This window comes from Desulfosporomusa polytropa (assembly GCF_055380075.1).
In genome coordinates, this window is sequence record NZ_AP042400.1 from 5,063,476 (window position 1) to 5,090,009 (window position 26,534).

The window sequence follows — 26,534 nt, forward strand, 5'->3', positions numbered from 1 at the left end:
GTAGCCGTAATTAGGGAGGATTATATATATGTGTGGAATCGTAGGCTACATCGGCCCCAATCAGGCGGCGCCATTTCTATTAGAAGGAATGAGCAAACTTGAATACCGGGGATATGATTCGGCAGGTATTGCCGTTTTTGATGGTAGTAAAATAAATGTTGATAAAAGTGTTGGCCGTTTGAATGTTCTTGCAAAAAAGGTAGAGATGAATCCGCTTACAGGCAGCCTTGGTATTGGCCATACCCGTTGGGCGACACACGGCCGTCCGTCTGATGCCAACTCTCACCCGCATACTGATTGCACCGGCAAATTTGTTGTTGTGCACAATGGTATTATTGAAAACTATATGCATATCAAAGAAGAACTCATAGCCAAAGGTCATAAATTTACCTCGGAAACCGATACCGAGGTAGTAGCTCACCTGCTGGAAGATTACTATGAAGGTGATTTTGAAGCTGCTGTAAAAAAAGTACTTGAAACCATTGAAGGCTCGTATGCGTTGGTCTTTATGTGCCAGGATGAACCAGATAAGCTTATTTGCACCAAACAAGATAATCCGTTGGTTATCGGCCTTGGCGAAGGGGAAAACTTTATTGCTTCCGACATTCCCGCCATTATCAGCCGTACTCGGCGAACCTATATCCTGAGCGATGGCGAAATGGCCATAGTGACTAAAGATTCTGTTTGGGTCATGAACCGTCAGGGCGTGCCGGTAACCAAAAAAGTATTTGAAGTAAACTGGGATGCCGAAGCAGCCGAAAAAGGCGGCTATGAGCATTTCATGATAAAAGAAATTTATGAACAGCCTAAGGCTGTCCGCGAAACTATGACCAGCCGATTAGCCAAAGATAACAGTGGCGTAGCCTTTGAAGAGCTGAAATGGATTAAGGAGGATGTTACAGGCATCAAAAAAATTGCGATTGTTGCCTGCGGCACTGCCTACCATGCCGGTATTGTTGGTAAATACCTGATCGAAAATTTAGCCCGCATTCCGGTAGAAGTGGATGTGGCTTCCGAATTCCGTTACCGTTCACCGCTCATTGACGACCAGACGCTGACCATTGTTATCAGCCAATCAGGAGAAACGCTAGATACCCTGGCCGGATTGAAAGAAGCTAAAAAACTAGGATCGCGTGTACTAGCCGTTACTAACGTTGTCGGCTCCTCCATTGCCCGCGAAGCTGACCAAGTCATTTATACCTGGGCTGGCCCGGAAATCGCGGTAGCCTCAACTAAGGCCTATACTACCCAGCTTATTGTTATGGCTATGCTAGCCATCTATATGGGTTCGCTTAAAGGCACGCTGCCGGCAGCAAAAGTCTGCGAGCTTTGCCAGGAACTGCGTAACTTGCCTAGCCAAATCCATGAACTATTGGAAGATGTCGAACCTATCAAAACCTTTGCCCAACAATATGGCTTCAATGAAGATGTATTCTTCCTGGGCCGTTCCTTAGACTATGCCGTAGCCCTGGAAGGCGCACTCAAACTCAAGGAAATCTCCTATATCCATGCCGAAGCCTACGCCGCCGGTGAACTCAAACATGGCACCTTGGCGCTTATCATTGAAGGCGTGCCTGTCATTGCGCTAGCCACCCAGAAAGATGTTTACGAAAAAATGCTCAGTAACATCAAAGAAGTTAAGGCCCGTGATGCTGTTGTTATCGGTATTGGGCTTAAAGGCGACAAAGAAATAGAAAAATATGTCGACCATACCATTTTTATTCCTGCTACCGATAAATTCCTGACCCCGATTTTGTCAGTTATTCCGTTACAGCTGTTAGCGTATTATGCTGCGGTTACCCGTGGCTGTGATGTTGATAAGCCGAGGAATTTGGCTAAGAGTGTTACTGTGGAATAAGAGAAGATAATAGCGAATGCCACCCAGAATTTGATTTTGGGTGGCATTTTGTGTTTGTCTAACCGGATTTATAACTAAATTCGGTTGGCATAAGGTCAACATCGGCGCGAGGCTTCGCCAAGGGAGCGGCGCAAGCCATGTTTTCTAAGAAAAATCCTGGGACAAGGAATCTGTCCGAAAGCACTGAAAAAGTCAATCACAAAAAATTCATAAACAAAGCAAAGGCTTTTGAGAGCTATTTAAACGACATATAACGGTCGTTTTTTCTTTTGGTATACATTTTAGTATCCCATAAAAATTATGTTTTTGTAAAAACAGGTCCTTTTTCAGTGGTTTCAACCTGTCCCGGTGTCCCTCCCGAATAGCAGATACCGGGATTGTAAGAAACAAGAGACTGAGCTATATAATGAAATTTGGCAACTATCTCAAGAACATTATTTCATTTTAGGTAACCTTTTCTAAAATTATTCTAAAATTAGGAAGATATAATTCTAAAAGGTACTAAAATTTATATTCTAGGAAAAGCGAGGGGGTATAAATAAGAAAAATTGAATGAAGCCGTAAAACTATCGCCTATTAATTTTTCCATTGTTAAATTATTGTACATAGTGGAATGAAACCCAGCTAAAGGAGATGATTTTCTTGAAAAGGCTATCCACTTTGATTTTGGTTACTTGCTTCTTTGTTACTGTCTCAGGAACCGCTTTTGCCTGGAGTGACCGCTCGGAAGGCCGTCCTGAGCAAACTCTAAGTCAAATGATGCATATCCCTAGTTTATCTGTTTGGCATAATGATAAAAACGAATTTCATCTAAAGTCCAGCAACTTGCGCGGTCAGCATGTATTTACAGGTGTTCTTCGTACTGACGGACGTTTTCGTGATATCGAGCAGAGAGACCTAGAAAACGGCGATTTCGTTAGAGTTGACCGGCAACGTGATACCATCCGCTTTCGCTTAACCGGCCGAGGTATTGACGAAATTAGCTTTATAGTCAGAGGCGGCGATGTTGTTAAATTTGATCTGTATAAAGACGGCGAGGAGATGCCCCGCGAAAATATATTTATCGGCAAAGAGGGCTGGCATCCTCGAGACAATCGGTTTACATTAAGATAAATTATAGCAATACCCGGCCTTTTAGGGAGGCCACTGAAGAACTTGTGGTTTTGACGGAGAAAAGCTCAAAGAGTACAAAACAGAAGATGACCCTTGCCCCAAATTTTGGGATGAGGGGGGAGTGTAAAATTAAGTGTGTAAGTTCGAAAGAACTTACACACTTAATTTTACACTCCTGGAATGGCTGGTGTACGTTGTTTTTGTGTGGAAGCGTCGGAACCGTCCCGGTGCTTTGCTAGTGTCGTAAGTTAAAACTTACTATGATAGAGGGGCCTTGCCATCAGGAAATTCGAGAGTTAAGAACGGCATAGGGGGAGATACTACAGATAATAATACACATTAGAAACGAGGAGAATCATGGCGAAAACGTTGGCCAAAACTCGTAAAGCAATTATGCGCACCTTCTTTGCTAATTCATTTAACCGCGATGTGGCCATGCTCATGGTTGTCAGCATTCTGCTTGGGGCATCATTAGCTAGTTTAGTAGCCATGTCTGCTAACAGCTATTTTTCCGAAACGATATCCGCGCTTGTTGGTGAATACGGAGAATTTGATTTATTGATCAATGTTCGGGAAGAGATGAAACAAGATGGTAGGGTACAGATCGAAAAAGTGATTGGGCAGGTTTTTCCAGGCGCTATATTTAAAGAGGGGCCGACGTTAAATGGCTTGACAAGCTTCTTTGTAGGCTTGCCGGAACAGTATAAAACCAAACAAACGTATGAAACAATGAACACTATCTTTGGTAGTGTTCCAGGTCGTTCGGGTATAAGTATTATGACCGAACCGCGGATAACAGTTAGGGCTGTGCCTGATGGCGCGAAAGGTTTAGTAATCGAACAAATTATGCAGATTGACGGAGTACTATTTGCTTTTCGTGACGGTGGATCGGTTACGGTTATCGTTAAGTCACTGGATCAGTCAACTGCTGTCAATGCAGAAATTGAAAAAATACTTGCGCAATATCATATTATTGACATTGCCTTCCCGGTCGGCAGTGAGCCAGAGAATGCCATCCGGCTTGGTGAGCAGCTAGCCGATGCTATCCGGGCAGAGAAAGCAGCAGGTTATGCCGAAAGCGTGTCGGTTGATAGTAAAAACAATGAAATGGTGTATCTTGTGAGTACCATGATTGAGCTAAAGCGTTTCTTGACGGCTTTTGCCACCAAGGTTACAATTACTCCGGCAACGGGAGTTGGGGTTACTGTCGGTGATAGTATTGCTTTTCAGGGTACGGCGCCTGCAGCACCTGTTGCTGGCGCAGCATCGGATGTGGCTAATGTCATAGTCCAGGTAACTGCCGTGAATGAGGACGGTTCGGCCGAAGGGATGATCACCCAGGGTGATGCAATCGAAACTCCTAATAGTCAAGGTTATACGGTGATCAATAACGTTATTGGCAATCCTGTTGGTACGGCGAGTTTCCGTAATCCCCGCGTTGAACTGGGCAATGCATTGAATGAGACATCCAATTTGGTCAGTCAAATTCCGGGAATTGCGCAAGATGCCCAGAATATGACAGGGATTGCTGCTAGCTCACTTGATAACTACGGAAGAAGTTTGACGGCGATTGAGCAGACGCTTGTTAGTCTAGATAATGCGGGCACAACCATTGAGGCGGCCACCAGTGGTTTGGCAAATCTCAGTACGGGTGATCTTCAGGCGCGGCTGGACGCTTCCTCAAACGCCATGAGCGGATTGGTCAACACCTTACAGGTTTTTCGGCTGATTAATCCTGAAGTAACATCATCGATTAATGAGTTAACGGCAACGCAACAAAATCTCAATAATCTTCGGAGTGGATTGAGTGCACTTGATAATGTAGCAGCCAATGCCCGCCGGACGCAGGCGGCTATTGACGGCATTGTCGCTAATGGCAATAGCACTTTGTCTAGCCTGCGCAGCTTTGATGTAAACGGAGCCCGTCAGACTCTTGGGGATGTTAACGGCCGGCTGGCCCGGCTGCAGCAGTTCAATACACCGCTGGTAGCCGCTCAATTGCAGTATCTAGGGGCAGCGGTTCCTAATTTGAAGGAAGAAGAAATCAGCCGGTCAGTCAAGCTGTTGGATCAGTTTATTGCCGGTCAGGTAATGCCTAGTCAACGGTTGCAAATATTGACCAAAAGTACTGTTACAACAGAATTTATGGCACCTGTTATCTATCAGGTGGTAGGGCATAATAATTTATCGTTATATACTTCGGCTTTGGGGGTAATTGAGCCAGATCCCCGTGGTGAAGTTATGGTGATTTTAAAGCAGGTGAAAGCCATTTTAGCGGGCATGGTTTCATTGATTGCCGTAATACTATTTTTGACATTGGATCATACCGCTATTATGACAGTCATCCGCCGGCAGCGGACAATCAATAAATTGCCCCAAGCCAAGGGGTGGAAGCGGCTGGTTCAGAGTATTAGAAACACCTTCACTGCACCAGAATGTCTTTACGGAATGAGCATTGGCGCACTAATGCTTACAGCAATGTTTGTCTTGTCTGGCGGCGGGATTCCATATTTGCCCTGGATCGGCGTACCGTTCCTGGGGGCGGCGCTGGGGCTATTAATAGCGAATAATGCAGAAAAAATCAGCCCCATCTCTACCGATGAAGTTACCGCCGGGGAGGCGTTAGGGTTGTCTTTTGATGAAGTGATGCGAGAAATTGTTATCCCTAATGGTCGCCCGGGGATGCTGCAAACACTAAATCGTCGAAAAATGAAATTTAAATAGGCTTAGGTGGAGAAGCTATGCTTGTCATTGAAAATCTATACAAGCAATTTGGCAGTATAATCGCGATTAATAATTTTAATCTTACTGTCAAAACCGGAGAAACAGTAGTGCTTATGGGACCGTCCGGCTGTGGTAAATCGACAACCATTCGCACAATAAACCGCTTGGTAGAACCCAATAGCGGCTCAGTTTTACTTAATAATTCTAACATTTTGGCCATGGAACCAGATGAATTACGGGAAGTTCGTAAACGTATAGGCTTTGTCTTTCAACATTTTAACCTGATTAGCCGCTTAAATGCGCTGGAAAACGTCATGCTAGGATTAGTAATGAGCGGAATAGACCGGGAAACGGCTCAGAGAAAAGCTACCGACGCCCTGGCTAAGGTTGGCTTGGAAAGCCATCTGCACCATGTTCCGGCTCAGTTATCGGGTGGTCAGCAGCAGCGGGTAGGTATCGCCAGAGCCTTGGCTTATGAACCTGAACTCATGCTTTGGGATGAACCGACGGCATCGCTGGATCCCATCTTAGTACGGGAAGTGTTAGTTGTAATGGAAGAATTGGCCCGTTATCGTGCCAATACCATGATTGTTGTCACTCATGAGCTACCTTTTGCACTGCGGGTAGCTGACCGAATTGTGCTTATGGAAAAGGGCAGTATTGTGGAAGAAGGGAAGCCCTCGCAGGTATTCGTTAACCCTGTTTCCGATATTGGACAAAAGTATAAAGAATTGATCGAATACCAGATGAACACAAGCGCCCAGAGTTTATCGGGCAAAAGTTAAATATACGTGTAAGAGGCTGGCCGGGATTGCTCCTGGCCAGCCTCTTACACGTAATAGCTAATAATCCATTAGTCCAGCTTATTTCGCGAAGGCAGAATGCGTAATCGCCTTTTGCATGGTGTCCTTGCTTCGGCCCTAGCCCCAATAAGGGGCTTAGGGCCTAGACCTAACCGCCGATAACAAAGCGTCCTGTTGGATCAATGACAGCATCGCATAAAACACATAATGCCATTAAAATTCATTTTCATGTAATTTAAAAAACTCATGATATATACGTACATTCTCCAATTCTGTCCATCGTTTTATAGCTACAGGGTTTTGATCAAGATCATATATTTTTGCTCCTCGCATAGCAAGTAAAAATGGTGAATGAGTTGATATGATAAACTGGCATCCGAAAAAGCGTACAGAGTCCTCAATAAAACTCATTAATTCTATCTGACGTTTTGGAGAAAGACTGTTTTCAGGCTCATCTAATATATATAATCCATTTTCACCGATTTTTTCAGTAAAATATCTGAATGCGCTTTCTCCGTTTGAATACTCTCTTACATTATCTATTAATTCACTTCTCACAAACTGTGACTGTGTTCTACTTCGAGATTTATTTACTTTTTTTAGTTTATCGTAATCGGTTAGTGACTTTAATTGAAAATGGGAATATTTCGCATCCAAATATTCTTTAAAAGTATCTTCCCTTTTTGGGTCAATTCCTTCGTTTAAGTTTCGGATATTCAACATATAATCAAATACATCATCACTAGTTATAATTCTGCTGTTTTCAGGGATGTTGTCTAAAATGTGTTTTTCACACATATTTATATAGTCGGGATAGAAATTTGATTTATTATAGATTGAATCACGATTGACTTTTGTTTTTTCTGCTATTATATTTAGCGCTGTTGATTTGCCCGAACCATTTCCTCCATATAAAATAGTAACGGGTTCAAAATCAATTCTTTCAAGACCGCGCGCTGATAATACTTTAAATGGATAAAACGAGTCATAGCATGTTCTTGCAATTCTCCAGATAAAGTCAATTTCCCTGTCTTCACTGGGAAATATAAAGTAAGTTAAGTAAGTCATGAAATATCCTCCTACTATATGACAAACGTTACGTTTTATTTTGGCGGTATACATCACATCTGTGTATTTCAGTCAAACTGACAAGTCTTGTTCATCCTGTCAAAAGCATAGCATTGTAATTTTGATATCACAAGCATTTAGTTGGGATCAAGCTGAATATTTCAGTGTGGCGGAGCCGCGAAGTTAATCTTATAGAGCCACGATGTTAATGAAATAGAGCCATTGTGTTAAGGGGAGAGCCACCAGAGCAAAAACAATGATGGCTCTCGGATTTCGGTGGCAGGAGCTACTTTTGAATACCCTTTCTCTTGCGCATCGAATCATCACCGTCGATGAGGATTTCGTATGAGTCATGGACGATGCGGTCAAGGATTGCATCTGCAATCGTAGAAACAAGAGGGACGGTTCTCTTGCTTCTACTGGTGGTAACGTTGTGTGTTTTTGTGCGGAAGCGTCGGAACCGTCCCGGTGCTTTTTGCACTGCGGGTAGCTGACCGAATTGTGCTTATGGAAAAGGGCAGTATTGTGGAAGAAGGGAAGCCCTCGCAGGTATTCGTTAATCCTGCTTCCGATATTGGACAAAAGTATAAAGAATTGATCGAATACCAGATGAACACAAGCGCCCAAAGTTTATCAGGCAAAAGTTGAATATACGTGTAAGAGGAATGAATCTGCTGCTTTTCCACTGGGGTTGTGGCGATAAGGGGGTTCGCGTTCTATTCCAAAGGTTTATGTCCCCCTGACATTCCAGTGTTTTCGCACGTTCCAGTACTTCTCCTTCGGGACAGTGAAAATATATTTTGATTTTAACTTAAAAAATAATTGGAAATAGAAGGAATTAATTGAAATTTATAGAAATATTACAAAAAAAGGAGGGGGATAGTTTTGGTTAATCTGCAAACGTTGGGTATTGAAAACATTGACCTTTCAAGAATTGTTATTGTTATAGGCGATTATGTGAAAGAAAATAGTGATGAAGTACTTAAGTCTGGAACATATATTGAAGAAGATGTTTTTGATGAACTAATAAAGAAGATGGATTCCACTCTGCAACATCCTGAAGAAAAATCAATTACAATTTTAGGTATGACGATTCCTACAACAAAAGCCGAAGCAATGGCTACGATTATTTCAAAAGCTGCTGAAATTGCAAGTACAAAAAGCAAATATGTGAAGTACCGCAATAGTTTAGAAATAGGATTGCTTATATGGACATACCATAGTTTAGCCTAACCATTTGAAGTTTTAGTGTAATATTTCAGTAAAAGTCGCACACCTTTTTTTATACCTATTTATGCCACTAATAAAAGTTGTGGAATAGAGATTAAAATGGTAAAAGGAGTAGGTGTAATGGGGCGAAAAGATGTCAGCTACGAAACTGTTCGGAATTTAATGAAACCTGGTGATATTATCGCATTTTCAGGGAAGGGTGATGTATCTGACATAATAAAATGGGCTACTCGATCTGGTGTCTCTCATGTAGGTACCATTTTTCAATCAAAATTGCTCATCAATAATGACCCTCAGGCAGGATATTTTAATCAAATTATTGAGTCCACATCCTTAAACGGTTTTTCGGGAGTCGCTATTAGCCGTTTAAGCGATCGATTTGTTAATTACGAAGGTGAAATTTGGTGGTTACCGCTTCGAGATGATATTCGTACAAAAATGGATCTTACGAAATTTTATAATTTCCTTCTCCACCAAGAACATAAACCATATGATTTGCCACAGGCTCTTAAGGCTGGAATCGACACACTCGATAATTTACCTTTTTTGCATCGCTTGACAACCAATAAAGAAGATCTTACAAAATTTTTTTGTTCAGAACTTATTGCGGCGGCGTTGGAAGAAAGTGAGTGCATTCCAAATCTCAATGCGTCAGAAGTAACACCAATTGATCTTTGTATGTTTAATATTTACGCTTCAGATTACTTTCAGCTTAAAGGGGATGCTAAAACGATTAAAGGATTTAATTCTAGAGATCCGGCAGAGTGGAGTAGTGAATCTCTGTAGTTGAAAATTGAAATTTTCACAAATTGCGTAATCTCAAGCTATTTACCTTAATCTGCATATTTTTTGTTCTTACTGAAGTGGTTTTTTGATACATGTCAGGGGGACGGGGTTATTGACATCTGGTATTGTATCGATTGTCATTAACCCCGTCCCCTTGACACGTATAAAGGGGAATCAACAGGCAGGATATATTTCACGAAGAGGAAGACTATACAAAGTATTTAGAAAGGACTGAAGCGAGCGCAAGACAGAAGAAGCAAAAGGACGTATGTTTTGATTCTCATTGAGCGACTGGATAAAGCGGGAAAGATACAACGGATATTGCCCAAAGACTCGAAAAAGTTTTGAAAGAATTTTTGTTGTTCCGGCGGAAGAAATGAAAGATGTCATGGGGATGAGATGTAAATTTGTATTAAATTGGCAGGAGTTTAGGTTTGTATAGCAAATATTTCAAAGTAGGGAATAGTGTTGTGTATTTGGACTTGATGGAACCCTCCAAAACCGTTGGTAAAGTACTTAATTATAAAAGCGATTTTGGGTAAGACACGATCGTCGGTCACGTAATTTGTTCTGAATATGGTGTCGACAACCCCGTCCCCGTGACACTCAGGTTAATGAAGAGTTTATTTGAATATGTGTCTTAATCTAGCCTATATGAAAATATGAGGTGAAATAGGAAATGGGTATTCCAGAATTTACAAAACGTGGTGTATTACCCGAGGGTCTTCACGTGTGTACTACTCAAGAGTTTGTTCAAAAATTCTGTATGGATAATAGTAATTCAAAAGTGAGAATTCACTACGTAGAAGTATTGGAACAATTGTTTGGACATTCTGTTGAACGTGGAGCTAGTAGTATTATTGTCGGAGGATCATTTGTTACTGATGAAGAAGATCCGAGGGATTTAGACTGTATTGTCGTTGTTCCAAATGATAAATGCATGCCAACAAGAAATGAAATTCTAACGATCTCGGACTGTAGGCTTGATATAATTTACGTATCCGAGACAAATAGCCAAAAGGTTTTTAGGTTGATGAATTTAATGGCGAAAGATCGGCTAGATTTAGATGTTGGTTTAGTTGAAATTACTTTAGATGGTAATTTTGAATCTAGTTGGCAAATGTTCTTTGGCGAGTGCACTTTTGAAGAGCTTATGGAGGAGCGGGAATCTTATATTAATCGCCACTTTATAGTTGGAAGTGAAAAAAGAGGATTGCTTGTAACTATCCATGGAATAAGATCACATGGTGAATGGAACTTCGATTTAGCGCCAGTCGCTAGCGCAAATAATTGGATTTTTTGCCCGTTTTATTATGGACATGTTACAGCACCGTTACTAAAGGAATCCGAGATGAACGGGATATTGGATCGTTTTCGGGAATGGATTAATGTGATGTCTAATCGTTACAATATGAGGCCTACAGTTATTGCACATAGCTTTGGAACGTTTATACTGGGCAAATATATTGCGGGTTTTAATTATAGACCTCCTGTGAAGTTCGGACAAATAGTATTAGCAGGTTCAATCTTGACGCCAGATTATGATTGGGTTACCGCTTTTAACAACGATAGTGTAAAGTCTGTTTTCAATATTGTTTCGCCGAATGATCCATACGTTCCTCATATTGATAAAATTAACTTGATTAGAGGTGATTCACTATACGGATGCGCAGGTACGCAAGGGTTTCGGCAAACCCATGAGAAATTGGGTTCTGAAGTGATAGGCATATATGATCATAGCAGCATGTTGAGGACTGATGTTTTCGAAAAAAGAATAATTGATCTGCTAAATCTCGGAACATTCATGCGATGTGAATAATAAGCGTGTCAACAGGCATGTCAGGGGGGCATGTCAGGGGGACGGGGTTATTGACATCTGGCATTGTATCGATTGTCATTAACCCCGTCCCCCTGACACGTCTAGTGGCTTTACCTCAGTCATGTATGATGGCTCGATGCTGCCGTTTGCGCAGAATGTGGCCAATACCAAAAAGGTGGTGGCCTTGGCTAAGGCTTATGGGGTGGCAACTGAGGCCGAGCTGGGCCATGTGGCCGGCAATGAACTGGATGGAAGCAGTGCCGGGGAAATGCTGCTGACCAAGGCCGAAGAGGTCGCGCAGTTTGTAGCGGAAACCGGGGTTGACGCCTTGGCGATATCTATTGGGACGGCGCATGGCGTTTATGTAAGTACCCCTGAACTGAATATTGCCCGGCTGAGCGAGATCAATGCTATCAGTACTGTGCCGCTGGTGTTGCATGGTGGCTCAGGGACACCGGAAGATCAGGTGAAAGAAGCCATTCACCAGGGTATTACCAAATTAAATATCTACGCCGATCTGAGAATTGCGATGTCTTGCGGGGTGAAAAAAGCGGCCAGGCAGCAACCACGGGTTGACCCGTTGCCAGACCAATTATTTGAACCGGTCAAGGCATTCCTCAAACAGGAAGTCATTGGAAAAATCAACCTGTGCCAATCGGCAAACAGGGTGTGAAGGAGGAGCTACTGCATGAAGGTTTTAGCCATTGGGGATGCCTTTATCCCGGAGCCGCTCATGGCGGCGGGAGTTGAGTCGTTACGGCAAGCCGGTTTTACGGTGACGGTACGGGAGTGGCAGCATGCCAATCTGGAAGCGTTGCAGCAGGATAACTTGCAGATTGAACTGCATGGACCGGCGGCTGTCCGGTTGCCGGAAGCGCTTTTTCAGGATATTGAAGAGTATGAGCTTGTTATTGTGCAATTTACGCCGTTGCCCCAGTCGGTTTTGGAACAGGCTGAGAGTCTAAAATTGATCGGGGTATTGCGCGGGGGTGTCGAAAACGTCGATGTTGCCTTTGCCACCGCCCACGGCATTGCGGTGGCAAATACGCCAGGGCGGAATGCGCGGGCGGTGGCTGAATTTACGGTGGGATTAATCCTGGCTGAGGTCCGCAACATCGCCAGATCGCATGCCGCGCTAAAAGCGGGTGTGTGGCTAAAGCAGTTCCCCAATAGCGGCGCCATTCCTGAGCTGTTTGGCAAGACGGTGGGTCTGGTCGGACTTGGGCATATTGGTCATTTGGTCGCCGGCTATTTAACGGCTTTTGGTTGCCGGATTGTCGCCTATGACCCTTATGTACAAACGGCTGACGGGATTGAACTCTTACGCTTGGATGAGGTACTGAGAGCGGCGGATATTGTGTCGGTTCATGCCCGCTATACGGCCGATACCGATCACTTGATTTCTGCCAGGGAAATTGCGCTGATGAAGCCGGAGGCGGTGCTCATTAATACGGCCCGCTCCGGCCTGGTTGATCAGGAGGCGCTGGTTCAGGCGCTGCAGCAAAAGCGTATTCGCGGTGCCGCTCTGGATGTGTTTGATACCGAGCCGATCCCAGAGCAGGAGGAACTGCTGACGCTGGATAACCTGACGATTACCCCGCATTTAGCCGGTTCCACAGCCGATGCTTTTACCAACAGCCCGAAGCTGTTTTGCAGCAGGCTGTTGCAGGCGCTTAAGGGGGAAGGGGCGCTGCCGGTTGTAAATGGGGTTACATTTAAATAATTAACGCTGTATATAGTTTCCCAGGGCGATCCTATGTGATGAAGAAGCGAAGGCACGTATATTTTGCTTCTTGTTGATCGACTGAGTGAACTCGTTTCAGCAGAGCTGAAACATCGGGGGTTCAGGTGGAGAGTCTACTCCACCTGAACTGACGCCGCCTGTAGAGGCGGGAGTCTTGACTCAGCGATTAAGATGAAAGATGTCATGGGGATGAGGGTGGTGACAATGAAATGCGGATGTCAGCACCCTGTCCACGTGATACCTAGGCAATAGAACTCTGTTAATGATGGAAAGCAAAATGAACGTCCCACTGCTTCTCTAGGGATGGCACTTCGATATGATATAAGCATTCCGCTTTTAAAGCTTGTGGAAAAGTCCGCTTTATATTTTGAAAGCGGACTTTTGTAATAGAAAGCGCAAGACAAAGGGACGGAGGAACTGTCTTGGGATTAAGATGCTACCACCGTCCCCTGTCCGTCCGTCTTCGTGACACTCCGCATTTTTCTTGACTGCAAATGGTGCCTTACTTTCTCTTACGGGAGCAATTATAGGGTTCAAAACCAACAGGGGGATCGGGGTCTGGCTTGAGTTATACTATTCTTTTGAGTTATTTCTAATTGACTATACCTCTAAACTCTTTGAAAGCCATACCCCATGCTGCGTTTTCGGCGCGCCCGTCGGGAGAGAGGCCACCCAATTGGCAATGATTATATCACGGCTTTATTTTTTGCACTAGAACCAGCACTATTCCCTAGTACGGTTTTGCCTCCAGTGTAAACGACGCTTGCCAAATAACAGTGTCCGATGTTCAGGTTTTAGTTTCTTTATGATTGCGCCGTCTGCGCTTTGGAGAGCTTTCTTTATTTTATCCATAGCATCAGCAAGACAATTTGCATATGTGATACATTGCTTAAGACTCTTATTCATTTGGCGCAGCCCCGGCACATAAGGGGCGAGTTCAATTTTCTGCAACGTGATTTTGTGCCGGAAGATATGAAACTTCCACATCTCAAAAGCAATAACAATAGGCAAGATTACAAGCATTGCCGTAGTCATAATTTTTAATGTCAAAGGATTAGAGGAAGAATTATAAATATCTAAACTCCAATTAGGATCAAGGCTTGATACTATGATCCGTGGGTATAAGCCGGTGAAGATAGTTGCTGCCAGAGTGATAATCGCCACGCTGCTGCCAGCCAGGCTGCGGCTAAATTGCTTCCTGCTTAGATAGTGGCTGCTGATAAACAAGGCTATAAGCGTGGCAAAAGATAATACAAAGACTAGAAGTATATTACCCGCCGTTGTCGAAGTGACTGTCAGGACAGCGAGGGATAGAGCTGCCAGTAAGGTATATTTGAAGGCGGTAAGACCGACTAGCTTGATGCCAATCGCTAGGCTGGGTTCTAATCGCAAAGACAAATATATTGCTCCATGAAACAAAAACAGTAAAACAAAAGCTAAACCGCTTACTAACGAATATAGGCTAAGCAAATCAAAAAAGCTGCCGCTGTATTGCTTGTCACCATCAATTGGCAATCCTTGGAGCAGTTTGGCCACGGCGATCCCCCATAACAGAGCGGGAGTCAGGCTGCCAAAGAAGATTGACCAATAACAAAAACTGCGCCACGTAGGATTGTCGTCTTTGTTATGGAGTTCAATTGCCATTCCCCTGAGGAGCAGTGCAGTAAGGATTAAAAACAGCGCGATATATAACCCGCTAAACAGCGTGGCGTATACTTCCGGAAACCCGGCAAATAATACGCCGCCGGCTACAATCAGCCATACCTGATTGCTTTCCCATACGGGGGCAATGGCTTTGACTAACGCCTGCCGTTCAATATCTGTTTTGGCAACAAAGGGGAGAAGCATACCAACACCATAATCAAGACCTTCCAATACGAGAAATCCGATAAATATGACACCGAACAAAAGGAAACATAAAGTATTTAGATCCATACAGCACCTATAATATGCATATTTTCATGATTCGGGCCCGGTGGCAATTGTTTTGCGGACAAAGTAAAGTGCGGCTATCATTATCAGCCCATAAATAATCGTATAACCGGGCAGAGATACCCAGATATTTATGGCAGGTACAACTTTTGATACACCCTGCTCGGTTCGCAGTAGCGTATATACGAGCCAAGGTTGGCGTCCTACATCAGTAATAATCCAGCCAGCAGTATGGGCTATATAAATTAACGGCATACTCCACATGATAGATTTTAGTAAGAACGGATTTGATTCGAGTTGTTGTTTATGCCAATGCCAGAATACTACTATTAGTAACAGCATAAGGTAAGAGCCGATAAAAAACATAAGTCGAAAACTCCAAAATAACAGCGTGATGGGCGGTATATAATCGCTGTCGCCATAGGTCGCTGCATTTCTTTCTTGCAAGTCTTTCATTCCTTGTACTTCAGTATCTAAGTGATTACCAGCCAGTATGGACAACAGGCCCGGTACGGATATTTCGTAAGTATTCTGTTGATTTTGTTTGTCGATAAGGGCCACAACAATGAACGGGGCCCAGGTCGATGTTTCCCAATGGCCTTCCATTGCGGCCAGTTTCATGGGCTGAATTCTTCCTAAGTACTGCGTATAGAAGTGACCTGTGCCGATAACAAGAATTGTGGTAATTACAGCACAGATTAAGCCCATTTTGAAAGAGTAGCGGAACATGACAATATTACGCTTATTCAGCAGATAAAAGGCGCTGACAGCCATAAGTAAAAATCCTGCTGTTAATACTCCGGACAGTACGGTATGCGAATACTGATAAAAAACATAGGGGTTTGTCAGTAGGGCCGTGAAATCAACGAGCTGCAAGCGGCCACTGGCTACTGTATAGCCGATAGGATGCTGCATAAAAGAGTTGGCCGTTAAAATCCAAAAAGCTGAAATATTGGCGGCAATTGCTACTAGCCAAATGGCTGACAGGTGAACTTTCCTAGATACTTGGTCCCAGCCGTAAATCCAGATGCCGATGGCTATAGATTCTACAAAAAATGCAAGCAGTGTTTCCAGCGCCAGCGACGGACCAAATACATCACCTACGAACCGGGAATATTCTGACCAGTTCATGCCAAACTCAAACTCCTGGACCAGACCGGTAATAATACCTACAGAATAATTGATGACAAAGAGTTTGCCCCAAAACTTTGTCATCAATTTATAATTGTTATTGCCTGTACGAACGTACTGGGTTTCCAATAAGGCAAGCAAAATGGACAACCCCAGAGTGAGCGCTACAAACCAAAAGTGATATATCAGTGTTGTCGCAAATTGTAGTCGTGCTAACAGTAGTTTGTCCATTCGTATCCTCATTACCATAAACGATGGTGGTAATGATATTATCTCCTATTTAGTGATATTAATTATCTATTTTCATGTGGCGAGACCGAGGAATCATAGGGACGGTTTTATCGCTTCCGCTCTTCTTTTATGCTAAACTGAAAGAAAAAGATTGTGGAGTGGGAAAATGCCAAGGATGGCAAGATAGAAAAGTAATAGCGGTATCTATTCTGTTAGAGAGAACAGATACCGCTGATGTGAACTCACACTTTTAGATATTCTTGTCATCCTGGCTAATTGCCTTATCCGTAATGCCTTCTATTTCCGTCAGCTTTCGTATTACATCGCTTAGTCGTTGTAAATTGATTTACTGGACAATAAGATGGAAATAGTAGTAAAATTATACTGCGATAAGGAAAAATGCCGTAGAATGTAATGATTTGGCTACAAATAATTTTTACGTAGCCTATCTGTAATAATTAGTGGGGGTATTTATATGACAGCTACAACGAACAAACTAGTAATTATTGGTGTAGGGCATGTAGGGTCTCAAGTTTTGACAACTGCCATTGCTCATCAAATTGCATCGGAGATTGCTCTGATTGATATTGAAGAAGGAAGAGCCATTGGTGAGGCATTAGACGCTGATCATGCCACTCCTTTTGACTACAATGCGAACATTAATGTACATAGAGGCACTTACGAAGACTGTGCCGATGCCAAAGTAATAATTATGTGTGCAGGACCCAGTATCATGCCTGGAGAAAATTCGGATCGTCTTGTTTTGGCTGGTCGTAACACGGAAACTGTTAAAGACGTTATGAGCCAAATTGTTAAATACACTAAAGATGCTGTAATCATTTTTATTACTAATCCTCTTGATATTACGACCTATTATGCTGCAAATCACTTCGGTTACCCTAAAGGGAAATTATTCGGAACAGGTACAACACTTGAAACATCTCGACTAAAACGAATCATTGCAGATCGTTACCATGTAGCACCTACCAGTGTTCAAGCTTTTATGCTGGGTGAGCATGGAAATTCTGCTTTTCCGGCGTGGAGTATTGTAAATATTGGAGGCATTCCGGTAAACCAATTGGACCAATACTTCGGTATTGAAACACCACTTGATAAAGGCGCTATAGGTAAACAAGTTGTGCAAGTTGCTTACGATGTACTAAACGGCAAAGGCTGGACTAACACGGGTATAGCCATGGGCGCTGTTCGCCTTGCCAAAGCAGTTATGTATGATGAGCGATTTGTGGGACCAGTTTCTGTTACTCTTGAAGGTGAATATGGCATAACTGAAAAAGTATCGCTCAGTATTCCTTGCGTTATCGGCAAAAATGGTGTTGAAAAAAGACTTCCTTTGAACTTGCCGGAAGAAGAAGTTGATAACTTAAAGCATTGTGCTAAAACAGTTCGTGCCGTTTTGGATTCTATTAATATTCGTTAATTTCGTTTACAAAAGGATTTCGCTGACTAAGTAGAGGTGCTAATCGTGGCTGGAAACTCAGAAAAAATGCTCAGGATTGCGGTGCAGATGAGAAAAGGCCAGTCTTCAGAACAAGCCAAATTGCCGAAAGAAGAAGTGCCAGTAGGTAATTTTATTGACCGCACAGTGTTAACCAACGCCGGAAAGACTCGTGTTCTTATCTATATGCCGGAAAAGCAAACCAAGGTTCCATACCCTGTTTTTGTCAATCTTCACGGAGGCGGATTTATCCTCGGTGGTGCTGAAGATGATGACGTATGGTGTAGAAAGATTGTCAACGCGGTAAACTGTGTCGTCGTCAATATCGACTACCCTCTTGCGCCGGAGTGTAAGTTTCCGGTGGCGCTGGAAGAAAGTTACGCCGTCGTTAAATGGGTACATGACTATGCGGAGAAACTGGGAATTGATCCTCGGCGGATTGCCGTGGGTGGGCACAGCGCCGGTGCCAATCTAGCCACGGCAATCTGCTTATTAGCCAGGAAAAGGGAAGAATTCTCTATTGTTTACCAAGTGCTGGATTATCCGGTATTGGACCATACTACTGATGCTTACAACAAACATTTCCATCCGGAAGAGACGATACTGACACCCAAATTGGTTAATTATTTTACTGCCTGTTACATCCGTAGTGAGGAGGACACTAAAAATCCATTTGTCTCGCCGATTCTAGAGAAAGACCTTCGAGGGCTTCCGCCGGCACTTATCATTGCGGCAGAATATGACCCGCTGCACGAAGAAGATAAACGCTACGCCGAGCGCCTGGCGGACGCTGGGGTGGAAGTGCTGTTCAGGAGATTCTCTAAGTGCTGTCATGCTTTTACCCATTTTGGCCCGAAGGAAGCGGCCGATGAGGCGTGGGCACTGATTTATTCTCAACTGCGGGATGCTTTTAAGATATAATTGTCGTTCATAGCATTCCCTCCGGAAATATATAGTAACGCATTTAAGCAGTAACAGTAAGTTAAGCCCTCGGCATACGCCGAGGGCTTATTTTTTAAAATTTAGTGTTTGGCCATTTACTACTAAAAATTAAATACTGAATCTAGGAATAACTACATATAAAAATATAAGGAATAATATCTGCTAATATACCAAACAACATATCTTCATTATTATTGATCTTTTTAGCGGTACATGCTGCTTTGATAATATAAATCAAGGAGGGTACTATAATGAAAAAGTTCTTACTTACAATTATTTTTGTTATGTTAACCAATGTCTGCTTTGCGGAAGATATATATACTGTTACAGAAAATGGTTTTGTTAAGTATCTTCGCACAGAATCACTAAAAGCAAAAGTAACATCTAAAACTGAGCAAAATTCACTTTTTGAAATGACATATACCTTAATCTGCATACCAGAGGAGAGCACTTTAGATAAATTAAGAATCCAAACTTTGGATAATAATATTTCCTTTGAAAAACAAACGTTTACCTTTAAATGCTCTTTTAATCCAAATAGCAATCAGTGGAACCAAGACGGCTCAATTTGGTTAAAAAATGATGAGCTTTGGGGAAATTCCCCTCCAAAATGCTTATATAAAACCCGTGGCAATATGTCAGGTGGAGCATATTACGGAAATGAACCAGAAGCTGTTTTTAACAGAGTTATAATTATCACTGCTTACAAATATATTCTTTCTCATAAACTAGTAAAGTATAATTGACACCGAACTTTTCAATTTGATCATCATATCCTGCAACCTAACCATCTAAATGGAAGCGTGGGGACGGTTCCATTTGCTTCCTTTCTTCTTTTATGCTAAACTGAAAAAAATGCCAAGGATTGCAAAAAAAGTATAGTTAATAAATATTTTTCATCTATAGTAAAATATATTATACTAATATCAGAAGCAATAATTGTCGAGATATAAATTAAGGAGGAGTTTTGCATGAATAGTAGTATGAGTGCTGAAAAGAAATTTGGTATGGGCGAGATGAGCGAAATACCCTCAAAAATGCAAGAGCAGGTATCGCCTGTTAGATCGTTGCTCGAATGCAACGCCATCGTTTTAGCGATGTTATCTTTATTGTTGCTTAATTATTTATAGTAAGTAGAATATTGTTGAGGGACATAAGGGGATGTTTCTTTTTTGACATCTCGTACATCACTAAAAACTTTATTCCTCAATAAATTGAGTTAGCTCTTTGTTAAATTTAGCGTGCTCGTCATAGAATAATCCGTGACCGCTGTATCTGAACGGAACAAGTTTGGAGTCTCTAATTTTTTCATTTTGGGCAATAGCCAATGGGAACAAACAAACTTTGTCATGGATACCATGAAGAATTAAAGTTGGAACATATATTTCCTCAAGATCCAAAAATAGTTCTTCGTCTATCCAAGAGGCTGCAACTGCTGCGGTGGACCAACCTGCCGCTTGCAGTCCCATTTGAAAGAACCAATTTGAGAAAGCTTGAGATACATGCTGAAAGAAAAACGTATCGCCAAAATTTCGCAACATTTCGGGACGGTCATTATTTGTTCCCTGGATGATTTTAATTACATCCTCTTTTTTTAGCCCATGTGGAAAATAAGGACGCTGAATCAGACTGGGAGCTGCTGCTGCAAAAAGGGCAAGCTTAGATACCCCGTATCCCTTGTGACGGGCCATATAGCGAACAGCGACCGCTCCCCCCGTAGAATGGCCTCCGAGGGTGAAATCATGAAGTCCGAGTTCTTCGACTACACTGCGAATATCATCTGCCGACGTATCGTAGTCGTAGCCTGCCCAAGGCTTGTCGGAATTACCGAAACCTCGCGCATCAATTCCTATGCAGCGATATCCCCGCTTAGGCAGTTGATCAAACTGATACTCAAACATTTTATGGTTTGCCGGCCAACCGTGTATAAATACGATTGTTTTACAGCCCGCAGGATTAAGGTCTTCCACGTATATCTTTACGTCTGGTTCGACTTTAATATATACCCCCACCAAAAGCCCTCCTTTGAAAGAATATTTACATAATATATACTATATTATGCACTCGCTACTAACAGTGTGATAGCCTAGTGTGGGCTGTATCATTCATTTAGAAATAGATAAATCCAACAGATGCTATTTTTTTAGAGGACTTATACAGCATTTCCGCCAACTGGCATTGAAAATTGTGGCAGTAAAAGATCGACATTTCGACAAAAAATCTTGACGAACTAATTGCGAAAGTCTAGAATAGAGCTAATAAAGAAAAATATTCCTTTAATCAGATTGTTTATAGAGGCGCAGCCAACATTAGTACCTGTTTGATGAGGCATCAACGAAGGCAGGGAAAGGGTTAGTTGCCGAAGTAAGAAAAACGGCGGTTTTTTTTACTGGGTCTGCATTGAATAAGTGCAGGACTGTCACCAACGTTGGTGGAGAGCTATCTCATCTGGGCCGAGACATGGACTATTATTTTTCATGTTATTGAAGACACCTGGCAGAGAAATCACCAAGTGTCTTTTTTATTTTTATTATATTTTTAGGGGGGAATTTATGAAAACGTGGGTAAAGGTTTTAGGTGGATTTATGGTTGCAGTTTCCATGGTTGCTATTGCAGGTTGTGGCGGGTCGGCGACTCAGGGTAAAAAAGCGGCGCTGACGGTTGCGATGGTTAATCCTCTGTCAGGAGATAATGCGACATATGGTCAAAGCCATAAAAATGGTTTCGAATTGGCTCGTGAAGAAATCAATAAGGCTGGCGGGGTTAAAGGCCAGTCGATTGAAGCGGTCTTTCACGATGATGCAGGTGATCCCAAACAGGCTGCCGCAGGAGCGCAAAAATTTGCCGATCAAAAAAATGTAGTAGCGTTAGTCGGGTCTTGCCTTAGCTCGAATACTCTTGCCATGGTTCCGATAACCGACAAGGCAAAACTGACTCATTCTGTGGTGTCTTCAAGCACGCCCAAGCTTTCGGGAATCAGCCCTTATTTTTTTCGTATGGCTGTGCAGGATGCCAAAGTAGGAGTTTTAATGGGTGATTTACTGGGGCAAAAATTAGGAGCTAAACGGGTTGCGATCCTCTATCCTAATAACGATTTTGGCAAAGGTCTTATGACCGTTCTTGAAAAACAGCTTAACCAATATCAGGTTACAATTGTTTCTAACCAAGCTTATTTGGCAACAGATAAGGATTTTTCCGCTCTGCTGACCGAAATAAAAAATAAAGGCATTGATGCACTCGCAGTTTGTGGTACTTATACAGATGGTGGCTTGATTGTCAAACAGGCGACTGAATTGGGTCTGACTGTTCCTATTGTAAGCGGCCCTGGTTTATATAGTCCCAAATTTATTGAAATTGCGGGGAAGGCTGCCGAACGCTCTATATCATTAGGCGCATTTGTTTCTACCAACCCTGACCCAGCTGTACAGGCTTTTGTTAAAAAGTATAAAGAGAAATATAATGTAGAACCAGACACCTTTGCTGCTCTAGGCTATGATCAAATGTATGTTCTTGCCAAGGCGATGGAGAAGGCTGGTGAAAAAGGAACTATCACCAGAGAAGGTGTCCGTGAGGCCATGAGCCAGACCGATTATAAAGGTATCACTGGGACAGTGACATTTGATGATAAAGGTGACTGGGTTAGACCTTATTTATATATTACTGTCAAAGACGGACAATTTGTTGTATATCAATAATTGCGAATTGCGGTGGGAAGTGACAGGTCAGCCTGCTGCTTCCCACTTGTAGTCAGAGGAGGGTGATCAGATGCTGCAGCAAATTATAAATGGACTGGCACTCGGTGGTGTTTATGCTTTAATTGCGATTGGTTGGACGGTGGTATTTGGTATTGTCGGTCTTATCAATTGGACACATGGCGAGGTTTTTATGATTGGTGCATTTGCCGGGTATCTTGTTATAACGACTTATCATGTTAATTTTTTTGTGGCGTTAGTTGTAGCTATGTTTTTTGGTGGGCTGGTGGCCTATCTTATTGAGCGATTAGCTTATCGGCCACTGCGGACAGGCCCTAAGCTTGCCTTGTTTATTACGGCGCTCGGGGCTTCGATCTTTATTCGCAATTTAGCCGCTATAATCTGGGAGCCTCAATCACGAGCCTACCCAGCTACCTTTGAGGCATCGGTTATGACTTGGCAACTTGGTTCAACCGTTTTGACAATCAATACGCTGCAAATCATGATTTTTGCGGTTACGCTGGTTATTATGGCTTTTCTGCAGTGGTTTATTACGCGGACCATGATGGGCAAGGCTATGTTGGCGGCATCGCAGGATCTTGAAGCAGTTAGTCTGATGGGGGTTGATGTCAACCGTTTGATTACCATCACCTTTTGGGTTAGTGGGATGTTGGGTGGTGCCGCTGGAGTACTTGTTGGCGTTCTATATGCTATTGATCCAATGATGGGAGCAATGGCTGGATTGAAAGGTTGGGCTGTAGCTGTGCTGGGCGGGGTTGGCAGCATCAGCGGTGCTATGGTTGCTGGTTTATTGCTGGGAGTTATTGAAAACATTTCGACGACCTTCATTTCATCAGGTTATCGGGATGCAATTGCTTTTGTTATCATGATTGCTACACTGGTTATTAAGCCAACTGGCTTAATGGGATTTAAATTTGAGGATAAGGTCTAGGGGGTGGGTTTATGGCAAAACCAGCATTACAATTTGCACAGAACTTGGCACATAAACCGGCAACAGCAATTATTCTCATTGCAGTTCTGCTTGGATTCACTTTTATAGATTCACTTGATTTAACGGAAGAATATATATTCGGTGCTTATGCCAAGCATATTTTGTTTATTTCACTTATTTATAGTGTTGTTACGTTAAGTTTAAACTTTGTTACTGGTTATGTCGGGCAAACATCGCTAGGTCATGCTGCTTTTTTTGGACTGGGCGGATACGTTTCTGCCCTCACAACATCTTTATTGCATTTGCCCTATGGAGTGGCTTTTATACTATCCGGATTAGTAGCTGCACTGGTGGGATTGCCACTGGGTGCTCCTGCGCTTAGAATAAAAGGCCCCTTTTTAGTTGTTGTCACCTATGGTTGTGGTGAGGTTTTTAAGTTTATAGCGATCAATCTGGATATCACAGGGGGGCCGGCCGGATTACCTGGCTTAATTTCACCTACTTTAGGCATAGCCTTTAGTGACATCGGTGTAACAGGTAAAGAGGCGTTCATTGTTGCTGCACTTATTCTGGCGCTAGTACTTGCCTTTATCATGTATCGCCTAGAGGATAGCCGGGTTGGACACGCTTTTGCTGCTATTCGGCAAGATGAGATAGCAGCCGCTTCGATGGGAATTAATCCGGCTTATTACAAATTAATGGCGTTTGTCTTCGGAGCCTTTTTTGCAGGACTTGCCGGCAGTTTATTCGCTCATTATATGAGCTTTATCAGTCCGGATATGCTTAGTTCCAATGAATCTATAATGATGTTAACCATGGTTGTTATTGGTGGTGCCCGGAGTATTCCCGGAGCATTTTTAGGAGCCTTTCTACTTACCATTACACCGGAATTTTTACGGTTTGTAAAAGATGTATTCGGACTTAGTTATGATCCCTGGTTAGTATTGTTTGGTCTGCTGCTTGTTGTCATGATGCGTGTCAAACCACAGGGATTGTTAGGTGCTGAAACTGTATTTCGCCGTTAGGAGGAACTGCCATGCTGCTGCAGGTTGAAAAGCTATGTAAAAATTTTGGTGGACTGAAAGCTGTTCATAATATTGATTTTTCGATAGATTCGGGGGAAATTGTAGCAATTATTGGGCCTAACGGGTCAGGTAAAACCACATTTTTTAATGTCATTAGCGGAATTTTACCTGTTTCTTCAGGGGGGGTTTTTTTTAGAGGACAAGATGTTACAAGCTGGAAAGCCTATGATATGGCAAAAGTCGGGTTAACGCGTACTTTTCAAAACATTCGGCTCTTTCCGGAACTTTCGGTACGGGATAATCTAATTATCGGCCGCTATAGCAAAAATTCTTCAGGAGCTCTTGATGGAATATTTCATTCTAAGCGACTCCGGCTGGAAGAACAAAGTAACGAACAAATAGTAAATGAGATTCTGGAATTTACGGGACTTGCATCCATGCGTAATGTTTTGGCGACCAATTTGCCTTATGGGGCGCAGAGGCGGTTAGAGATAGCTCGGGCGTTAGCTTCTGAGCCGTCGTTGCTGTTGCTTGACGAACCTGCCGCCGGAATGAATCCCAAAGAAGTAGATCAGTTGCTGGCTTTGATTCGTGCGCTAAAACAAAGAGGTCTGACTATACTTTTAATCGAACATCAGATGCGGCTGGTGATGGGTATTGCGGAACGTATGGTTGTTTTTGACCATGGTGAAAAGATTGCTGAAGGTGAGCCTGCTGTTATCCGTTGTGATCCCAAAGTCATTGAAGCTTATATTGGAACCGAGGTGAATGAGTGTGTTGGAAATTAATGAAATTAACGTCTATTATGGTCATATTCATGCCATTGTTAATGCAACACTTCATGTTGACCAAGGGGAAATTGTGACAATTATTGGCGCAAATGGTGCAGGTAAGACAACAATTCAAAAGACGATTATGGGTCTTTTGCATAGTCCGACAGGAGGCATTATTTTTGAAGGCGAGGATATCGCCAACTGTCCGACTGCTTCGATTGTAGGCAGGGGCATTGCTCTGGTACCTGAAGGGCGCCGGATTTTTCCGCGCCTAAGTGTGGCTGACAATCTGGTCCTTGGCGCATATAGCCGCAAAGATAAATTTGTTTCTCAGGATATGGATAAAATGTATCAGTTGTTTCCACGGTTAGCCGAACGGCGCAGCCAATTGGCTGGTACTTTAAGTGGCGGTGAACAACAAATGCTGGCCATGGGCAGAGGATTAATGAGTCGGCCAAAACTATTGTTGCTTGATGAGCCTTCGATGGGGCTGGCACCAGTATTAGTCAGTCAGATTTTCCATACCATTACTGATATTAACCGTGAAGGGGTTACTATTTTACTTGTTGAGCAAAACGCGCGACGCGCCCTTGCTATCGCTAATCGCGGCTATGTGTTAGAAGCAGGTAAGGTGGTTTTGGAAGGATTGGCAAATGAGCTTGCTACAAATGATGATGTTCAAAAGGCTTATTTAGGGGAATAAAGTGAGGCGCTACATAATTACATCAATCAATAATTATGCCCTACAGTCAGAATTGAGAACTGTAGGGCATTTGTCGTAATAGGTTTTTGTCACGACAGATGAGAGGATTTTTTTACTGGAAATCTTTCGATTGCATACAGACATTCTGATAGCCGCAAAATAAGAGCGAAGCCTCCAAAAAATTTACAAGGAGATGCTCTTATATGGAATTTATGCCTATCTCTACCATTGTTATTGATAATGAAACTGGAGTAACGCTACTTAATGAGGTGGATATGTCGCTATCTTTACCTGACCATGACGAAATTCAAGCACTTAGGGGTTCTACGATTTCAATTGCCAATAAAGAATACATAATAGTAGAAGCTACTACCGAACCGAAACTTAATGACGATTGTGATATGATTGGTACTTACGTTTTTCTTAATGTAGAGAGAAGAACTGGGATATCTCCGCACAAGTATTAATTGAAAATCTGTTGCAACTCAATTTCAGCGTTTGCGCTGACAACCGCGATATAATTGAATAACGATTTAATTCCCTATCTTTTGG

General features: G+C 42.7%; 23 protein-coding genes, 1 pseudogene and 1 riboswitch. Of the genes and pseudogenes, 20 read left to right on the forward strand and 4 right to left on the reverse strand.

Annotation, left to right across the window (positions count from 1 at the left end):
* Positions 1 to 28 precede the first annotated feature (28 nt).
* From glmS to ACZ449_RS25580, 4 genes are all read left to right on the forward strand, one after another.
* The gene (gene glmS, locus ACZ449_RS25565) at positions 29 to 1,858 is read left to right on the forward strand and encodes a glutamine--fructose-6-phosphate transaminase (isomerizing) (RefSeq protein WP_464258848.1); all 1,830 of its coding nucleotides are present in this window, start codon (positions 29 to 31) and stop codon (positions 1,856 to 1,858) included.
* Between the two features lie 633 nt (positions 1,859 to 2,491).
* Positions 2,492 to 2,971 carry a hypothetical protein gene (locus ACZ449_RS25570; protein WP_464258849.1) on the forward strand — a complete coding sequence of 160 codons (480 nt, stop codon included), beginning with the start codon at positions 2,492 to 2,494 and terminating at the stop codon, positions 2,969 to 2,971.
* Between the two features lie 357 nt (positions 2,972 to 3,328).
* Positions 3,329 to 5,695: a hypothetical protein gene (locus tag ACZ449_RS25575; RefSeq protein WP_464258850.1), complete on the forward strand. Its 2,367-nt coding sequence runs from the start codon at positions 3,329 to 3,331 to the stop codon at positions 5,693 to 5,695.
* A 17-nt stretch (positions 5,696 to 5,712) separates the two neighbouring features.
* Positions 5,713 to 6,480, forward strand: coding sequence for an amino acid ABC transporter ATP-binding protein (locus tag ACZ449_RS25580; protein WP_464258851.1), 768 nt, complete (start codon positions 5,713 to 5,715; stop codon positions 6,478 to 6,480).
* A 231-nt stretch (positions 6,481 to 6,711) separates the two neighbouring features.
* On the opposite strand, the gene ACZ449_RS25585 is transcribed toward ACZ449_RS25580, so the two are convergent.
* On the reverse strand, positions 6,712 to 7,566 hold the full coding sequence (locus ACZ449_RS25585) for an AAA family ATPase (protein WP_464258852.1): 855 nt from the start codon (positions 7,564 to 7,566) through the stop codon (positions 6,712 to 6,714).
* A gap of 435 nt (positions 7,567 to 8,001) precedes the next feature.
* Between ACZ449_RS25585 and ACZ449_RS25590 the strand changes: the two genes are divergently transcribed.
* The 6 genes and pseudogenes from ACZ449_RS25590 to ACZ449_RS25615 all read left to right on the forward strand — a co-directional run bounded on the left by ACZ449_RS25590 (position 8,002) and on the right by ACZ449_RS25615 (position 13,124).
* Complete coding sequence (locus ACZ449_RS25590) at positions 8,002 to 8,214, forward strand: hypothetical protein (RefSeq protein ID WP_464258853.1); 213 nt, start codon at positions 8,002 to 8,004, stop codon at positions 8,212 to 8,214.
* Between the two features lie 237 nt (positions 8,215 to 8,451).
* Positions 8,452 to 8,799 carry a hypothetical protein gene (locus ACZ449_RS25595; protein WP_464258854.1) on the forward strand — a complete coding sequence of 116 codons (348 nt, stop codon included), beginning with the start codon at positions 8,452 to 8,454 and terminating at the stop codon, positions 8,797 to 8,799.
* 117 nt (positions 8,800 to 8,916) lie between these two features.
* Positions 8,917 to 9,582 carry a hypothetical protein gene (locus tag ACZ449_RS25600; protein ID WP_464258855.1) on the forward strand — a complete coding sequence of 222 codons (666 nt, stop codon included), beginning with the start codon at positions 8,917 to 8,919 and terminating at the stop codon, positions 9,580 to 9,582.
* A gap of 679 nt (positions 9,583 to 10,261) precedes the next feature.
* On the forward strand, positions 10,262 to 11,401 hold the full coding sequence (locus ACZ449_RS25605) for a DUF6932 family protein (protein WP_464258856.1): 1,140 nt from the start codon (positions 10,262 to 10,264) through the stop codon (positions 11,399 to 11,401).
* Positions 11,402 to 11,516: 115 nt separating this feature from the next.
* Positions 11,517 to 12,074, forward strand: a pseudogene (locus ACZ449_RS25610) (class II fructose-bisphosphate aldolase); the annotation flags it as partial.
* Positions 12,075 to 12,089: 15 nt separating this feature from the next.
* Positions 12,090 to 13,124: a 2-hydroxyacid dehydrogenase gene (locus ACZ449_RS25615; protein ID WP_464258857.1), complete on the forward strand. Its 1,035-nt coding sequence runs from the start codon at positions 12,090 to 12,092 to the stop codon at positions 13,122 to 13,124.
* Positions 13,125 to 13,868: 744 nt separating this feature from the next.
* Here the strand turns inward: ACZ449_RS25615 and cydB are convergent.
* Complete coding sequence (gene cydB, locus ACZ449_RS25620; protein WP_464258858.1) at positions 13,869 to 15,080, reverse strand: cytochrome d ubiquinol oxidase subunit II; 1,212 nt, start codon at positions 15,078 to 15,080, stop codon at positions 13,869 to 13,871.
* 24 nt (positions 15,081 to 15,104) lie between these two features.
* Entirely contained in the window at positions 15,105 to 16,439 is a 1,335-nt protein-coding gene (locus tag ACZ449_RS25625) for a cytochrome ubiquinol oxidase subunit I (protein ID WP_464258859.1), read from the reverse strand.
* Between the two features lie 475 nt (positions 16,440 to 16,914).
* On the opposite strand from ACZ449_RS25625, the gene ACZ449_RS25630 reads away from it, so the two are divergent.
* The 4 genes from ACZ449_RS25630 (at position 16,915) to ACZ449_RS25645 (ending at position 19,967) form a co-directional block, all read left to right on the forward strand.
* A complete protein-coding gene (locus ACZ449_RS25630; protein ID WP_464258860.1) occupies positions 16,915 to 17,877 on the forward strand; it encodes an L-lactate dehydrogenase in 963 nt (320 codons plus the stop codon).
* Positions 17,878 to 17,922: 45 nt separating this feature from the next.
* Complete coding sequence (locus ACZ449_RS25635; protein ID WP_464258861.1) at positions 17,923 to 18,816, forward strand: alpha/beta hydrolase; 894 nt, start codon at positions 17,923 to 17,925, stop codon at positions 18,814 to 18,816.
* A gap of 272 nt (positions 18,817 to 19,088) precedes the next feature.
* Positions 19,089 to 19,583, forward strand: coding sequence for a hypothetical protein (locus tag ACZ449_RS25640; protein WP_464258862.1), 495 nt, complete (start codon positions 19,089 to 19,091; stop codon positions 19,581 to 19,583).
* A gap of 225 nt (positions 19,584 to 19,808) precedes the next feature.
* On the forward strand, positions 19,809 to 19,967 hold the full coding sequence (locus ACZ449_RS25645; protein ID WP_464258863.1) for a hypothetical protein: 159 nt from the start codon (positions 19,809 to 19,811) through the stop codon (positions 19,965 to 19,967).
* Positions 19,968 to 20,036: 69 nt separating this feature from the next.
* Here the strand turns inward: ACZ449_RS25645 and ACZ449_RS25650 are convergent, their stop codons facing one another.
* On the reverse strand, positions 20,037 to 20,849 hold the full coding sequence (locus ACZ449_RS25650) for an alpha/beta fold hydrolase (RefSeq protein WP_464258864.1): 813 nt from the start codon (positions 20,847 to 20,849) through the stop codon (positions 20,037 to 20,039).
* 272 nt (positions 20,850 to 21,121) lie between these two features.
* Positions 21,122 to 21,287, forward strand: a riboswitch (Lysine riboswitch).
* Positions 21,288 to 21,389: 102 nt separating this feature from the next.
* Between ACZ449_RS25650 and ACZ449_RS25655 the strand changes: the two genes are divergently transcribed.
* The 6 genes from ACZ449_RS25655 (at position 21,390) to ACZ449_RS25680 (ending at position 26,449) form a co-directional block, all read left to right on the forward strand.
* On the forward strand, positions 21,390 to 22,532 hold the full coding sequence (locus ACZ449_RS25655) for an ABC transporter substrate-binding protein (RefSeq protein ID WP_464258865.1): 1,143 nt from the start codon (positions 21,390 to 21,392) through the stop codon (positions 22,530 to 22,532).
* A gap of 70 nt (positions 22,533 to 22,602) precedes the next feature.
* On the forward strand, positions 22,603 to 23,481 hold the full coding sequence (locus ACZ449_RS25660; RefSeq protein WP_464258866.1) for a branched-chain amino acid ABC transporter permease: 879 nt from the start codon (positions 22,603 to 22,605) through the stop codon (positions 23,479 to 23,481).
* A gap of 11 nt (positions 23,482 to 23,492) precedes the next feature.
* Positions 23,493 to 24,506 (forward strand): branched-chain amino acid ABC transporter permease, encoded by a 1,014-nt coding sequence (locus ACZ449_RS25665; RefSeq protein ID WP_464258867.1) that lies wholly within the window; start codon positions 23,493 to 23,495, stop codon positions 24,504 to 24,506.
* An 11-nt stretch (positions 24,507 to 24,517) separates the two neighbouring features.
* Complete coding sequence (locus ACZ449_RS25670; RefSeq protein ID WP_464258868.1) at positions 24,518 to 25,294, forward strand: ABC transporter ATP-binding protein; 777 nt, start codon at positions 24,518 to 24,520, stop codon at positions 25,292 to 25,294.
* The gene (locus ACZ449_RS25675; protein ID WP_464258869.1) at positions 25,281 to 25,982 is read left to right on the forward strand and encodes an ABC transporter ATP-binding protein; all 702 of its coding nucleotides are present in this window, start codon (positions 25,281 to 25,283) and stop codon (positions 25,980 to 25,982) included. Before ACZ449_RS25670 ends, ACZ449_RS25675 begins: the two co-directional genes overlap by 14 nt.
* A gap of 203 nt (positions 25,983 to 26,185) precedes the next feature.
* Entirely contained in the window at positions 26,186 to 26,449 is a 264-nt protein-coding gene (locus ACZ449_RS25680) for a hypothetical protein (protein ID WP_464258870.1), read from the forward strand.
* Positions 26,450 to 26,534 lie beyond the last annotated feature (85 nt).

Bases quoted from the DNA above. Each gene is read 5' to 3' on its own strand.
- ACZ449_RS25600 (WP_464258855.1), top strand. From the start codon at position 8,917: ATGGGGCGAAAAGATGTCAGCTACGAAACTGTTCGGAATTTAATGAAA.
- ACZ449_RS25645 (WP_464258863.1), top strand. From the start codon at position 19,809: ATGAATAGTAGTATGAGTGCTGAAAAGAAATTTGGTATGGGCGAGATG.
- cydB (WP_464258858.1), bottom strand. From the start codon at position 15,080: ATGGATCTAAATACTTTATGTTTCCTTTTGTTCGGTGTCATATTTATC.
- ACZ449_RS25640 (WP_464258862.1), top strand. From the start codon at position 19,089: ATGAAAAAGTTCTTACTTACAATTATTTTTGTTATGTTAACCAATGTC.
- ACZ449_RS25625 (WP_464258859.1), bottom strand. From the start codon at position 16,439: ATGGACAAACTACTGTTAGCACGACTACAATTTGCGACAACACTGATA.
- ACZ449_RS25575 (WP_464258850.1), top strand. From the start codon at position 3,329: ATGGCGAAAACGTTGGCCAAAACTCGTAAAGCAATTATGCGCACCTTC.
- ACZ449_RS25665 (WP_464258867.1), top strand. From the start codon at position 23,493: ATGGCAAAACCAGCATTACAATTTGCACAGAACTTGGCACATAAACCG.
- ACZ449_RS25585 (WP_464258852.1), bottom strand. From the start codon at position 7,566: ATGACTTACTTAACTTACTTTATATTTCCCAGTGAAGACAGGGAAATT.
- ACZ449_RS25660 (WP_464258866.1), top strand. From the start codon at position 22,603: ATGCTGCAGCAAATTATAAATGGACTGGCACTCGGTGGTGTTTATGCT.
- ACZ449_RS25630 (WP_464258860.1), top strand. From the start codon at position 16,915: ATGACAGCTACAACGAACAAACTAGTAATTATTGGTGTAGGGCATGTA.
- ACZ449_RS25670 (WP_464258868.1), top strand. From the start codon at position 24,518: ATGCTGCTGCAGGTTGAAAAGCTATGTAAAAATTTTGGTGGACTGAAA.
- ACZ449_RS25580 (WP_464258851.1), top strand. From the start codon at position 5,713: ATGCTTGTCATTGAAAATCTATACAAGCAATTTGGCAGTATAATCGCG.
- ACZ449_RS25570 (WP_464258849.1), top strand. From the start codon at position 2,492: ATGATTTTCTTGAAAAGGCTATCCACTTTGATTTTGGTTACTTGCTTC.
- ACZ449_RS25680 (WP_464258870.1), top strand. From the start codon at position 26,186: ATGGAATTTATGCCTATCTCTACCATTGTTATTGATAATGAAACTGGA.
- ACZ449_RS25655 (WP_464258865.1), top strand. From the start codon at position 21,390: ATGAAAACGTGGGTAAAGGTTTTAGGTGGATTTATGGTTGCAGTTTCC.
- ACZ449_RS25605 (WP_464258856.1), top strand. From the start codon at position 10,262: ATGGGTATTCCAGAATTTACAAAACGTGGTGTATTACCCGAGGGTCTT.
- ACZ449_RS25615 (WP_464258857.1), top strand. From the start codon at position 12,090: ATGAAGGTTTTAGCCATTGGGGATGCCTTTATCCCGGAGCCGCTCATG.
- glmS (WP_464258848.1), top strand. From the start codon at position 29: ATGTGTGGAATCGTAGGCTACATCGGCCCCAATCAGGCGGCGCCATTT.